Origin of the sequence: Pedobacter sp. PLR, assembly GCF_026239675.1 — a bacterium.
Lineage (GTDB): Bacteria > Bacteroidota > Bacteroidia > Sphingobacteriales > Sphingobacteriaceae > Pedobacter.
The window spans coordinates 801762-815808 of record NZ_JAPIVQ010000001.1; the positions used below are offsets into that span (position 1 = coordinate 801762).

Annotated in this window: 8 protein-coding genes; all 8 read right to left on the reverse strand. The window is 44.3% G+C overall.

The genetic code is table 11. From position 1 onward, the window contains the following. Nucleotides 1–4: 4 nt before the first annotated feature. Nucleotides 5–1444, reverse strand: a complete 1440-nt coding sequence (locus tag OQX61_RS03315) for an alpha-L-fucosidase (protein ID WP_265840251.1) — start codon at nucleotides 1442–1444, stop codon at nucleotides 5–7. A gap of 104 nt (nucleotides 1445–1548) precedes the next feature. Continuing rightward, nucleotides 1549–2334, reverse strand: coding sequence for a heparin lyase I family protein (locus tag OQX61_RS03320; protein ID WP_265840252.1), 786 nt, complete (start codon nucleotides 2332–2334; stop codon nucleotides 1549–1551). A 62-nt stretch (nucleotides 2335–2396) separates the two neighbouring features. Beyond that, complete coding sequence (locus tag OQX61_RS03325) at nucleotides 2397–3581, reverse strand: glycoside hydrolase family 88 protein (protein ID WP_265840253.1); 1185 nt, start codon at nucleotides 3579–3581, stop codon at nucleotides 2397–2399. 57 nt (nucleotides 3582–3638) lie between these two features. Further along, complete coding sequence (locus tag OQX61_RS03330; protein ID WP_265840254.1) at nucleotides 3639–5516, reverse strand: alpha-L-fucosidase; 1878 nt, start codon at nucleotides 5514–5516, stop codon at nucleotides 3639–3641. A 36-nt stretch (nucleotides 5517–5552) separates the two neighbouring features. After that, entirely contained in the window at nucleotides 5553–6791 is a 1239-nt protein-coding gene (locus OQX61_RS03335; protein ID WP_265840255.1) for an alginate lyase family protein, read from the reverse strand. A gap of 2 nt (nucleotides 6792–6793) precedes the next feature. Beyond that, nucleotides 6794–8941: a TIM-barrel domain-containing protein gene (locus OQX61_RS03340; RefSeq protein ID WP_265840256.1), complete on the reverse strand. Its 2148-nt coding sequence runs from the start codon at nucleotides 8939–8941 to the stop codon at nucleotides 6794–6796. Nucleotides 8942–8954: 13 nt separating this feature from the next. Beyond that, nucleotides 8955–11495: a glycoside hydrolase family 95 protein gene (locus tag OQX61_RS03345; RefSeq protein ID WP_265840257.1), complete on the reverse strand. Its 2541-nt coding sequence runs from the start codon at nucleotides 11493–11495 to the stop codon at nucleotides 8955–8957. A 6-nt stretch (nucleotides 11496–11501) separates the two neighbouring features. After that, nucleotides 11502–13955, reverse strand: a complete 2454-nt coding sequence (locus tag OQX61_RS03350; protein ID WP_265840317.1) for a glycoside hydrolase family 2 TIM barrel-domain containing protein — start codon at nucleotides 13953–13955, stop codon at nucleotides 11502–11504. Between the last annotated feature and the right edge of the window lie 92 nt (nucleotides 13956–14047).

Sequence of the window (14047 nt, forward strand, 5' to 3'; positions counted from 1 at the left end):
TTTCTTAATCTAAAGCACCGGTTTTCATTTCTTTTTTAGGCTGATCAGTGGTCTGATGATCAACAACACCATCAAATTCCAGGCGGATTACCGAAGCCACCGCATCGGGAGCCTCTGCAGGAACACGGATCAACAGGTCATCACCTTTTCTTTCCGCAGTCACCTTGCCTTTACCCTTAGCTAAAAGCGCCGCTGATTTCACCTTATTTTTAACGCCTGGAACCACTAATACCCCATCTTTAGGCCAGTTGAACACAGAAAAATAAAGCACGGTACCATCTTTAGTTTCCTTCTTTGTGCAACGTCCCCAATCCAATGGTGCCAGAGGACTGGCTTTTGTACCATAAATCGCTTCGCTATTCACTTTCATCCATTTTCCAATATCGCTCAGCCTTTGTACACTCTCCTCAGGAAAAGTACCATCAGGTTTAGGACCAACATTCAGCAGATAATTCCCTCCTTTTGAACTGATATCTGCTAAGTTGCGGATCAATGTTTCACTTGATTTCCATTTATGATCAGCAGTACGGAATCCCCAGGTACCATTCATGGTCATACAGGTTTCCCAGTCCATGCCATCCAATTCTGCCTGATTAGGAATCTTTTGCTCCGGAGTTTTAGTATCACCAGGAAAATCAGGTCTTTTTAAACGATCATTGGTAATGATCTGTGGTTGTGTTTTTAACGCATTTTGAAGTTTCAAAGCCGCTTCATCCGTCATATTTGTTGGCGTATCCCACCAAAGCACAGCGATATCGCCGTAATTGGTCATCAATTCTTTTACTTGTGGTACAGCGACCTCATCAATATACTGATCGAAAGTTTTAGTCTGCTGAGCAGCATCCCAATGTCCTTTATTGGCCAGAGTATAGGCATCAATCTTTGTAGAATCCGGATTTGCCCATCCTTCTCTCATTTCTTTTCGCGCGGCTGATCCACCCGGATTGTTCCAGTCTTGTGCCTGAGAATAGTAAAAACCTAGCTTCAGACCTTGTTTCTTACAAGCTTCCGCTAAAGGTTTCAACAAATCTTTGCCATAAGGCGTCGCATCGGTGATGTCCCATTTACTCGCTTTAGAATTGAACAAAGCGAAACCATCATGGTGTTTAGCCGTGATGATCAGGTACTTCATACCGGCATCTTTGGCCATTTTCACCCAGGCATCCGCATCATATTTCGTCGGATTAAAGCTTTTCGCCATTTCCTGATACTCCGCTACAGGGATTTTAGATCGGTTCATGATCCATTCAGCCCCACCGCGACGTTGTTCGTGACCTTGATACACCCCGGCAAACTGTGCATAGACTCCCCAGTGGATGAACATTCCAAATTTGGCTTCCCGCCACCAGGCCATCCGCTCGTCTTTAGTCAGCGCGCGTTGACCGTGGGCCAGCTGAATGAAAAAAGATAAGGCTATGATTAGTGATAATGATATCTTACGCATAATAGTTTATATTGGTTTGGTTAACCTAATGTACAGCATATTTGACAAGGAGCACACTCTTCAATTGGCTGATGTTTCAGCAATATTACCCTCAGCAAAGCAGATTACTGCGCCGCGTCGGCATAGGTAGTTGCAATTCTGATCTTTTTCACATAATGCGTCACCGCAGCTTCGTCTCCACCATACACGCCCCATTTAGGATCGCAATCCTTCACATCAAGTGTTCTGCAAGTGAGGCGTTGCGTCCCGTTTGCCAGTGTTTGTTTCACGCCATTGTACCAGAATTCAATAAATCCAATAGCTGGATTGCGGGATACTTTCATGCGGATCACAAAGCTCATCCAGGTATTTACGGGTAAAGTAATCGCCCAGGGCACTGTAGCCACATGACTATCATCGAAATGCTGCAATTCTAACTTTCCTCCTTTTGTTCTCAGCATCAAAGGATGGTTTTGCAATGATCCTACCGTTGGATAAGATTTCCATTGAAAGATGGCCTCCGTTTTTAAATCAGCAGGGATGAGCAGTTTACTCGTAAAACCGATGTAAATTTCATCACCTTCAGCTGCCAGATAATTCTTTGCGCCATGACCTTCTGTACGGTGGCTACCCAGTGGTTTCAGGAACTTCCAGGTCAATACCCCCGTCTCATCTGTGACCGTAGAAACCGCCCCTGTTCCTTCAATGTTAGTGCTTTTCCAAACATTCTCAGAGCCATTACCGGCATCGCCATTAAACAAAACAGCAGCAGCCTGAACATCACCTGCAGTACTTTCCAGATTGGACGCATGAAGCAGGGGCTCCACTGCACCCGGTTTTTCCTTTTTACAATTGGACAATAACAAACTCCCACTCATCAATACCGCAATCATTAATTGATTCTTTTTCATAAAGCTTATATAAGATTTGTATTTGGTTAATTCATGTTATTGCCCAATTGCCGGGTTAAATTTTACTTCAACTGATCAGCTCTTAATAAAGCTTCCAGGTAGTAATAATCTGCGTAAGAAAGTGGCGCATCCACTTCCGAATTGGAAGGTTTAGAACCCGTACTACTGATCAGGATAAAACCTTTATTCGTCCCTACCGGCGCAGTATATTTATTGGCCATGCTGTTCATCATCACATTTGCCTTATCCAGATAGGTTGTCTTTTGATCACTATAACCACTCAGTTCATACAATGCCGAAGCGATTACCGCAGCTGCGGATACATCACGAGGCTCATCAGGAATATTTGGCGCATTAAAATCCCAGTAAGGAACCAGATCTTTTGGCATATTCGGGTGGTTCAATATATAAGCAGCGATATTTTCTGCCTGTTTTAAATAGACCGGATCTTTCGTAAAACGGTAGCACATCGTGTAACCATATAGCGCCCAACCTTGTCCTCTTGACCATGCCGACTCATGGCTATACCCCTGATGGGTTTGTTTTTTCAATACCGCACCCGTTTGAGGGTCATAATCAATCACATGATAAGAGCTGTAATCCGGACGGAAATGGTTTTTCATAGTTACATTGGCATGGCTCACAGCAATCTTATAAAAAGAAGAATCACCACTTAACCTTGTCGCCTCAAACAACAATTCCAGGTTCATCATATTGTCAATGATCACCGGATTCACCCATTTATCGCGACTATGATCCCAGGATAAGATCACCCCTGTCTTAGGGTTAAAGCGTGTAGCCAGTTTCTTCGCCGACTCTAAAACAACTGTTTTATAATGTTCATCTTTCGTAATGCGATACCCTGTCCCGATACTACAATACACCTTAAAGCCCATATCATGAGTAGTACCGTTCAGCTTTTCCTTTTCAATGTCCGCAGAGAATTTACGGGCTTCCTTCATCCAGGGTTGTTGCTGATTGAATTCGTATAGAAACCACAATACACCAGGAAAGAACCCACTGGTCCAGTCCCTCGAAGCCACCAATTTCAGCTTCCCGTTTTCAATGGTCCTTGGCGAAACCAATGCTGGATTTCCCGAATGATGTTTCGCTTCCTCCACCTCCTTCAACATAAATTCTGTTTGTTTAGCGGCCAGCTTAAACGCCTTTTTAACGTTCGGTTTCTGAGCAAAAGTGCTGGTATGCAGCAAAGAAAGAGCTAGTACAGTAAAAAAGTATCTTTTCATTATTCTAAATATTAAATAGGTAATTACAATTTCAACAACAATATTAATTCTATAGCGCTAAGGCGCTACAGGGATCACCTGCACTTCCAGGAGTTTCAACAACTCGATGTCATGCGCATTTGCAGCCCTAAATTTTAACTGATATACCCCGGCAGGCAAATCCATCACTCCAATTTCCTGAGTCACAACCCCGGTTTTCTGAGCAAAAGTTGGCATTTCTACATTCAAGTTGCCTAATTCCACCCGATACGTGCCGTTCGGATCTGCTCCGGCGAGGTATTTAACCAGGATCTGATATTTTGCAGGAGCCAGGGTTTTAAAATCCCAGGAGAAATACTGGCCTTCCGACTTTAACCCATCCACAAAATAGCGGTCGGTTTTTCCATCCCCAAAGCCAAAACCTTGTCCATGCAGTACCGCATCAAAAGCCAGCAGCCTGTTCCCTATATCCTTATTGGCCAGCAAGCGCATTGAATCCACCTTCAAAGGTGCATTCAATTCCAGAACCACTACTGCATCAGCAGCATCCGGACACTTTCCAGGCACTGAAATACTCAGATCTGCCGGCCCTAAACGCTTCACAAGCAATTTCTTTTTTGCAGGATCATTCAACAGGTAAGCCTTTTTAACCTCCGTTTTTAAACCTCCCAGCAACAGTTTCCCATCTTTAGGCCAATCAAAAACGTGCAGGTACACCTTGTTTCCCTTTTGGGTGGTTACTCCCCATGCCGGAATCGGTAAAGACGAGCGATTCGCGCCAAAAATGGAAGCCTTATTTTTATGCAGCCATGGGCCGATACTATCCAGAATACGCTGATCTTTCTGATCAAAACTACCATCCCCTTTAGGGCCGATATTCATCAAAAGATTGCCACCCCGGGAACTTGCGTTCGCCAGCAGGCGGATAAAAAATCCTGCAGATTTATGACTATCATCATGCTTGGAATAACCATAAGACTCATTTGTGGTTGGGATGGCTTCCCAATCTCCGCTAACCGTCCGGAATTCTGCCGGACGATCTCCGGTATTTTGGTAATCCCCAAAGTTTCCGGTTGCAGTTCTCGCCAAACGGCCATTTACGACAATATTCGGATCCGTTTCACGAATCGCCTGAAGTATCTTCAGGTTTTCAGAAAAGGGTAATTTATGCGGGGTATCAAACCATAAAATATCAGGATGATACTTATGGATCAATTCTTTGATCTGAGGAATTGCCTTCCCGTCTACATATTTTTGTGCTTTCGGCAACCAGTCCGGATGGTTATCAAACCAGTTTGCACCGCCGATCAATTGATCGCCTCCGGGGTTTTTATATTCCCAGTCGTTGCCCGGAGCATCCGGATGCTCCCAATCGAAGGCATGAGAATAGTAGAACCCGAACTTCATCCCGTGTTTTTTGGCTGCTGCTGCCAGTTCCGCCATCGGATCACGCTTAAAAGGCGTTTGATCCATCACATCAAAATCAGAGACTTTAGAATCAAACAGCGCAAAACCATCATGATGCTTGGCGGTAATGATGAAGTAATTCATCCCTGCCTTTTTCGCCTTTAAAATCCATTCTTCTGCATTAAACTTCAAAGGGTTGAATTCATGAGCAAGTTCCAGATAATCAGCCTTGCTGATCTTTTCCTTACGCATCAAATGTTCGGCATAACCGTTCACAATCTTCCCTTTCCATTCTCCCTCCGGAATAGAATACAATCCCCAGTGGACAAACATGCCAAACTTAGCATCCCTCCACCATTGCATCCTTGCCTCATGATTTTTCATCGAAGCCGTCCACCAGCCATTTTTGGCTGCCGCAATTGCACGCTCATCACGCGTTTTTGCCTGGTTAAACATTTCTTTATCTTCATCACCTGCCACCTGGCTATAACTATAACCCGCGCTCAACGATAAGGACAACAATAAAATAGCCGATTTACAATTCATCATTTATCATCTAAAAACAAATCCAACACTGATCTTTCCTCAATTTAACCAAATCAATGGATTCCTAACCGGTAAATTGCGGATCACTTCTTCCACTTTCGGATGATGATCCAGTTTCTGCCAGGTTTTGAGCCAGTCCTGCTCCTGAAAAGCATCTGCTGCAAATATTAAGAAAGGCTGTGCTACCGGCCAGTTGTCCCAATGCATCACATCCGGTTTTAAAGGCCATTTACTTTTATCTTTTACAAAAGGATAGAAATATTCCACGCCCTTTCTGATGGACTTCCCATCCGCCGTTTCAAAAGTCCAGAGGTTATCCTGTGGCGTAGAAAGAATCTGGCAAATCGTGGTCATGGCATCCAGGTTAAAAACCGAATACCCATAAGGTTTAGTACGTGACATCTCTCTGGGGAAACTACCATCAGCAGCCATTTGATTGGGTAACAAAACTGTTTTATAACGATCGCTGCAAAAACGCAACAACTCCTGATTTCCGGTAAGTTTAGCGAAAGAAGCTACCTGCATGACAAAACAGGTCCCATGGTTATTCTCTGCATTCATCTCTTTTTTACCATAAGGATGAGTCATCAGCCAGTTCAGGTATTCCGAAAACCAGTTTTTCACTCCTTTCAATACTTCTTTATCCAAAACATCCGACATCACAAAGACCCCTTGCGCCACTTCCATCAACTGAATGGTATCAATGATCCCGATCCCACGTCCCGTAAATCTGCCCTTAATAGCCTGTGCAAATTTCAGGTCCGGATTCATCATCGTCCCCTCAGTGATAAACCAGGCTTTCAAATGCACCATTGCCTGTTTCGCATATTTTTCCTCTCCGGTTAAACGATAAGCAGAGGCCAGGGCCCCAATAATTTCGCTAAAGCGGATCATTGCTAAACGATGCGCCACAAAGTTTTCCGGATTGGTCATCCCATCCTTTTGTACATAAGGACTATCAATGTGTTTAGGATCCGGCCACCAGTAATCACCTTCTGAAAAGAAATCATGTAAACCACCGGCACTTCTTGAGGAGCGATCTGCGGTTACGGTGATCGTTTTTTGCTGCATCGCCCATTTCGCCTGAGCCAAAACCTGCTTTTTCAAAGTCAGTTCCGCCTGTTTTCTGATTTCATCAGCAACCTGCTTCAGATCAACCGCTTTACTCAGCTCATCAAATTGACTCACTGTATCCTTCAGCGGATTCCCACTGGCAAACCGGGGAAAGCCTGCCAATAGAAAACCAGCTGTACAAACCATCAGGATTAATCTTTTCATAATTAAAATTTAGTAGTCATTGCTTTGAAACTGATTTTGTTCAGTGTATTCGGTTTTCCTTTAACAGCATTGCTGATTGAGGCTTTCAATTTCCCATCTTTCCCGCGTTCCATTTTAATCTCCCTAAAGCTGAAATCTCCTTTTTCATAGTTAAAAGTCTCCCCGTCATCATCATAAAGCTGATAAGTTGCCGGCTTATTGCCATAATACCTGATCTCCAGGTCGATCTTATCTGTAGGTTTCGGTGCGTGCATTAAAGCAGGGCCCATCGGAATGATTCCACCATCTTTTACATATACCGGAATCCGGTCTAAACCTGGCGTTACGGTAATCACTGTTCCATCCCCTACAAAATCTCCTGTATAAAAATCAAACCACTTCCCACGGGGAAGGATCACCGTACGTGTCGTTTTACCGGCAAACATTGGGGCAACCAATAAATACTCGCCTGCCATATACTGATCTTTTACTTCTTTAGTTACCGCCTCTACGTAAGGATTATCTTCCAGATTAGTACTTTTCAGTTCTTTCTCCGGACCATAAGCAAAGCCGGATTCCAGGTTCATCGCACGGAAAGGAGGAATCCCCTGAAAATGATATTTCGCAAACTCACTGTACCAGTAAGGCATCATTTGCATCCGCAGCAAAGCCATATCTTTCACCTGCTGTTCAACTTCCGGATAAGACCATGGCTTTGTCCCGCTAGACCAGGCATTGATCATCGCCATTGGCGAGAAGACCACCGACTGCATCCTGCGCAACCATTCCTCTCCCGTTTTGGAAGCCCTGACTTCCGGCGTCCATAATACCCCGGCAAAACTGCTGTTGATTAAAGCTGTAATAAAATCTTCATGGTTATAATAATCGTTGTAAATCACGTAAGGGAAAGACGTACCTCCCCCATTAGAGCCGCGAACCAGGCCATAAGTCCGCTGATTGCGCTCATGAAAAATGGCGGCACTGTAACGTTGCATCAGCAAACCGTAAGTCTGCCTCATTTGCTCCGCACTTTTTCCGGAAGGGAAAGTCGTCACATCCGGCCATAAATAATGGTCATAACCATCCACCTCATCAAATTTATAGCCGCTGACGCCGATATCTACCTGACTCTTCTTCAACTGACCAAACAATAACTGCTGTGCCTCAGGCATGGTCAGATCAGGAATTGCGCCTAACCAAACCGTATGATCTGCGGTAAAAGGCTTGATCTCCTTATAAACCGGAGATTCAGGAGAAACATAAGGATTGGTCCATAAGTTCAACCTGATTCCTTTTTTAAGCATATCGCTCACAAATTCCGAAGGGTTAGGAAATCTTCCCTTATCCCATTCAAAAGAACAAGGATAAGCCTTACTTTGCCAGCCTGGTTCCAGACCGATAAAGTCTAAAGGAAAACCTTTATCGGCAAATGTGGCCGCTTCTTTCTCTACATCTTCAGCGGTAAACAAAGTTTTCACACGTTGCGTGAAACCCAGGCCCCAACGCGGAGGCAAAGGACCACCGCCATTAAATAAATTGTAACGACTCACTGCATTTAATGGCGTCGGACCGGCGAACACATAAAACTCTACCCCTTCTGCCGGAACAAGAATCTCCACAGCATCAGAATAAGGGCGTGAAGCCCAGCTTTTATCTGTATTCCGATCTTTAGCAGGAGGCGCATTTTCGCTGTCTCTACGAACCGCAGAACCCGCATAAACTTTCAGGTAACGGGCAGAATTGATGAAAACCCCATAACCATCGGAAGACACATAAAAAGGTGTTGGCGCATGTGTGCGGCCATTATCTTTACCTCCAAAATGATCTACATGCAATTCCAGAATTTTTCCACGCTGATGGATCGTCTGGAAATTTAAACCAAAACCAAACAACTGCTCTGCCTTTTTCAATGGGAAACGCAAATATGTTTTCCCATCTTTTAACTGCGCAACCACTTCCTGCTGTACCATAGGAAAAGTTGCTGAACCTAATTTGTTCAGCCCCTCTAAATAAGGTTTCGCGCCCGAGGCCGTTAATAGATTATAACTTTCAGGACGACCTACCGTCCCTTTCCAAACACCCGGAGCCACCAGCTCCCAGGCAATATTTTGTGCATTTACGCAAAGACAACTCAGTAAAAATGCAGTACAAACAACAATGCTTTTAAACATAAATCAAACTTTTTTATAGGGTGACCACTTTGTAAATCTTACCTTTTTCCGTCTTAAAATCTACCACATAACCATTTCCAACCGGCAGTTTTTCCAGGACAGCTTTTGAAGCATTTTTATAGGTTGGTACATATGGTGTTTGAGTTAATAAATTCTGGTTCTCTCCTTTAGCCGCTTTTGTAGCTACCGCTACAATTTTCACCGGTTGCAACGTCCGTAACCTGCAATTCCCGCCAATCTCAGATTTGATCGTAGCGCCGGTCAGCTTTCCGTCTTTCCAGTCCATTCCTACTACAAAATTCCCTCTCGCCTTAATTCCCTGAATGCTACCTGAAGACCAGGCATCCGGCAAGGCCGGCAATAAGCTGATCATCCCATCCTGACTTTGCAACAACATCTCCGTAATACCGGCTGTTGCTCCAAAATTCCCGTCAATCTGAAAAGGAGGATGGGCATCAAAAAGGTTCGGATAAGTCCCGCCCCCACTCATCTGCGCTTTGGTTAGCGTTGGATCGATATAAGTAAAAGCATCTTCCAGAATCTTATACGCATGATTACCATCCTGTAACCTTGCCCACCAATTGATCTTCCAGGCCATAGACCATCCTGTACTTACATCCCCTCTAAAAATCAGGGTTTGTTTTGCGGCACTCGCCAGCTCCGGCGTTTCAAAAACAGAAATCTGGTTACCGGGAAATAAGCTGAATAAATGAGAAATGTGACGGTGTTTATCCTGAGGATCGTCCCAATCCTGAAACCATTCCTGCACCTGACCATATTGGCCGATGTGGAAAGGATATAACTTTTCGCGCGCATTGATCAATTCGGTTCTGAAAGCCGCATCTATATTTAAAGCCTCAGTAGTACGGATGATATCCGTAAACAACTGTCTGAGGATCGACATATCCATCGTAGAAGCTTTAGAAAGCTGGTATTCCTTCCCTTTAATTTTAACCGTATTTTCCGGAGAAGTAGAGGGACTGGTCACCAGGTAACCGGTTTTATCATCCTTGATCAACCATTGCAGCATAAACTCTGCGGCACCTTTCATTAGGGGATAAGCCGTTTTACTTAAAAACACCTTGTCTCCGGTAAACTGATAATGCTCAAACAAATGTGTACTGAACCAGGCGCCACTCATCGGCCATGCGGTCCATCGTGGAGCCCCTTTAGGATCCCAGTCATACCCTCCCGGAGGAGAAGTTTTTGCCCAGAGGTCTGAATTATGGTGGGCTACCCAGCCCTTGTCTATATTGTAATTTACTTTAGCGGTCTTTGCCCCGTTTACAGCCAGCTCCTTCATAAAATCAAAAAGTGGCTGATGACATTCCGAAAGGTTGGCATTTTCTGCCAGCCAGTAATTCATTTCCGTATTGATATTGGTGGTATAATTGCTACCCCATGGTGGTTGTACCTGGTCGTTCCAAATCCCCTGAAGGTTAGATGGACGAGAGCCCGGACGGGAGCAGGCAATCATCAGGTAGCGGCCAAACTGATAATATAAAGCCTGTAAACCCTGGTCATTTTTAGTACCCGCATACTGCTTCAAACGTTCATCCGTAGTTTTCTTTTCAGCAATTGCATTGCCTTTCAGCTCAAACTTCACACGGTTAAAAAGCTGCTGATAATCCTGCACATGCTGCGCTTTCAACACCGCATAACTTTTCCCGAATACCGCATTCATATCCGCTAAACTGGCTATAGCAGGATCTTTTCCGGCAAGGCCAGGCGATTTATCAAAACCATTAAAACTGGTTGCTTCCGTTAAATAGATCGTTACCGCATCGGCATTCTGAACGGCTAACTGATCACCGGCAGCTTTCAAAGTTCCCCCTTCATTTTTAACCCGTAAACGGATCTCAAAAGTCATCCCTTCTTTTTCATCATACTCCACCTGTTTCGGCTCATAATCCCGGTTGGCGACAAACTTCGGCGCCTTACCTTTTAAAATCAGCTCTTTATCTCCCGAAGCAGCAGTCTTAAAACGCAGCTTACTGATTAATCCGGTGTTGAAACTAATCGAGCCCGGCTTACTTGCCGTAATGCGCATCATCAATACCTTTCCAGGAAAACTGGTAAAAACTTCTCTTTTATAATCTACCCCATTCAAGGAATAATTCACGGTAGTAACTGCATTTTCCAGGTCAAGCGACCTGCTGTAAGTCGCAGGGATACTATCCTGCTGTTGAAACTGTAAATACAAATCCCCTAAAGGAAGGTATCTGGCCGAATAAGGGCCCTGCATCTTGCGCCAAAGCTGTGTTGCTTCCTCATATTTGCCCTCATCTATTGCCTTCCGTACTTCCGGCAATACTTTTGGACCTGCCGGATTGTTCCCCGGATCCGGATAGCCAGACCACAGTGTATTGTCGTTCAAAGGGATTCTCTCCCGGTTCACACGACCATAAACCATGGCACCTGTTTTACCGTTTCCTAATGGCAAGGCCTCCTCCCATACTTTCGCTGGCCGGTCGTACCATAATTTTAAAGGCTGTTGTGCAGCGGCATTCATACTAATGGACACGGCTCCTAACCATACATACAGTTTCTTCATTTTCAATTAGTTTATTTCGACAAATGCGGAAGCCAAACCATCAGCTTTTACGCTCGCTACACTCTTTCCTTTATTCGTTTTTATGCTGATCTCTGCGCGGCCATTTCCAAGTTGTACTTTTCTGGAACCGCGGGCAGTTCCCATATCATCGATTAAAGTACCATCACCGGTTATGCCAAAGCTGATATAGTTTTGCGCATCCAGACACAAGATATTGTTCTTGTCCAACACTTTAACACGAATCGTAGCAATACCATCCTTTTCAGACACCTTTTCAAGTAACATTTTCGCGGGTTTATCCCATTTCGCAGTTTGATATTCTTGTGTGATCTCGTCCGTAAATACCTTCCCATCTTTCTTCCCTACCGCTTTAATCGTATTCTGACCTTCCTTAAAAGTGACCATCCACCTCAAACCAGCTGCAGGAAAATCCTGACTATCTCTTTTTCTTTTGCCCAGGCTCTTACCATTCAGGAAGAGTTCTACCTCATCCAGATTGGCATATACCTTGATCATTTTCTCTTCATTGGCTGAACCCCACCTTACCGGCCAGGAATGCCCGTAAATGTGGATCATCGGATCGGTTGTCCAGTACGACTGGAACACATAGAAAGACTCTTTCTTAGTCAGATCGCGCTCTACCACCCCTTTTTGATTCATATAAGGAATCGGATTATCCGGACGTACCGGCGTAGAAAAATCTTTAAAAGGCCAGTAAGCAGCACCGGTTAACCAGGGCATGGTTTCCTGTTCTTTCAAATGCCAGTCGATCAGGTTTACGATGTAACTCTCACTCCAATCGCCATCTTTAGAAACCCGGGCACTACCTCCAAATAAGGAAGCATCACCTGCACGCTCATCGGCACCTTTACCTTTAGACACCAAACTCAAAGCATTATCCGGACTTTCCGAATGACGACCTGCATGGCTATCTCCCCCCCATTCTACATGGAGGAAGTTGTCTACTTTATCAAATTCCTGCTTAGATACTTCTTTATATTCCGTGTAAATCCCACGGTACCAACCTGCCCAGATAGATGGAGAATACACATCTACGATATCCCTGCAGAAATCACACCTTCTGATGGCTGTCTTTCTGGAAGGATCCAGCAGGTGAGAAAGGTCATTCAATTCTTTCATGAACTCCCTGATTTTATGCTGATCAAATTCGGAGAAATCTCCCGGCCAGTCATTTTCATTCCCCATTCCCCAAATGATGATAGAAGGATGGTTATAATGTTGCTCCACCATATTGCGAAGCATTGTACGCGCCTGATTCTTATAGCTTTCGCCACCTAAACCACCGCGACACCATGGAATTTCCTCCCAGACTAAAATCCCTAAACTATCACACAAATCCAGTACAATTCTGGATTGCTGATAATGACCGAGGCGGATAAAATTAACGCCCATGCTTTTCATCAGCACCATTTCCTCGCGGATCTGATCTTCTGTCATTGCCGCAGCTACCCCTGCATGATCCTCATGACGGTGGGTGCCTCTCAACAACAACCTTTTGCCATTCAGCATAAAGGGCCCTTTTTTAACGAACTCAAAATTTCTGAATCCTATTTTCTCCGAATGAACGGAAGTCTGCCCTTTTGCAGTAATACTCATTTCTACGGTATACAGGTTTGGATTTTCTGTAGACCATAGCTTAGGATGCTTCAATGAAGTTTCCCAAAGGTCTTTTTTTCCATAAAAGGCTTTCCAGGCTTTATTAAAACTGGCGACCAATTTCCCCTGCGGGTCTTTTACCCGGATATTGACCGCTACCGTATCCAGCCCATCAGGGTTTAATAATTTTGAACTGATTTTAAGCTGTCCGACAGCACCTTTGGCATCCACACTTGCTGTTGCAAAAATCTTTTCTGCGGACACCTGTGGCACATAACGAAGATTCAGGTAACGGTATAAACCGCCGTATACATTAAAATCTGAAAGATCCGAAGGGATCATTTCCAGATCACGGGAGTTATCTGAACGGATTGCTACCGGGATCTTTCCTTTAAACTGTTTTTCGAATAATGGGTTTTTACGGAAAGCTGCTACCGCATCGGTAATGTCAGCCGTCCATTCATCGTAACCACCAATATGCTCAGCTACTAAAACATCATAGATATAAACTTTAGTTTTCTGTCCTGCTCCTTCAAAATGAAGGAGTGTACGTCCATTTGTATAAGGATTATTAATCGTCAGCTGCGTCCGGTACCAACCTGGTCCCTGATAGTAATTGACATCGGGAGTTACGGCATCCTTCGCATTGAAACAATGCGGAAGCACCACCTGTTCCCATACCGGAACACTCTCGGGATTTCCGGCTTTCACCGGTCTGATGGCTTCATAAATACCACCAAGATCACCTTTTAAAAATTCCCAGTTTTGGGTTAAACGCTGACTTTTTTGTGCAAACAGCGGACTGCAAAACAACACAGCAACGATTAGTATCAGCTTTCCTATCCAGTTTCTATAATTTCTCAATTCCTATATTTTAATATGTTCAGCCAAATCTAAATGGCAAATTAAATCCGATGCATTAACCTGTAAATCAG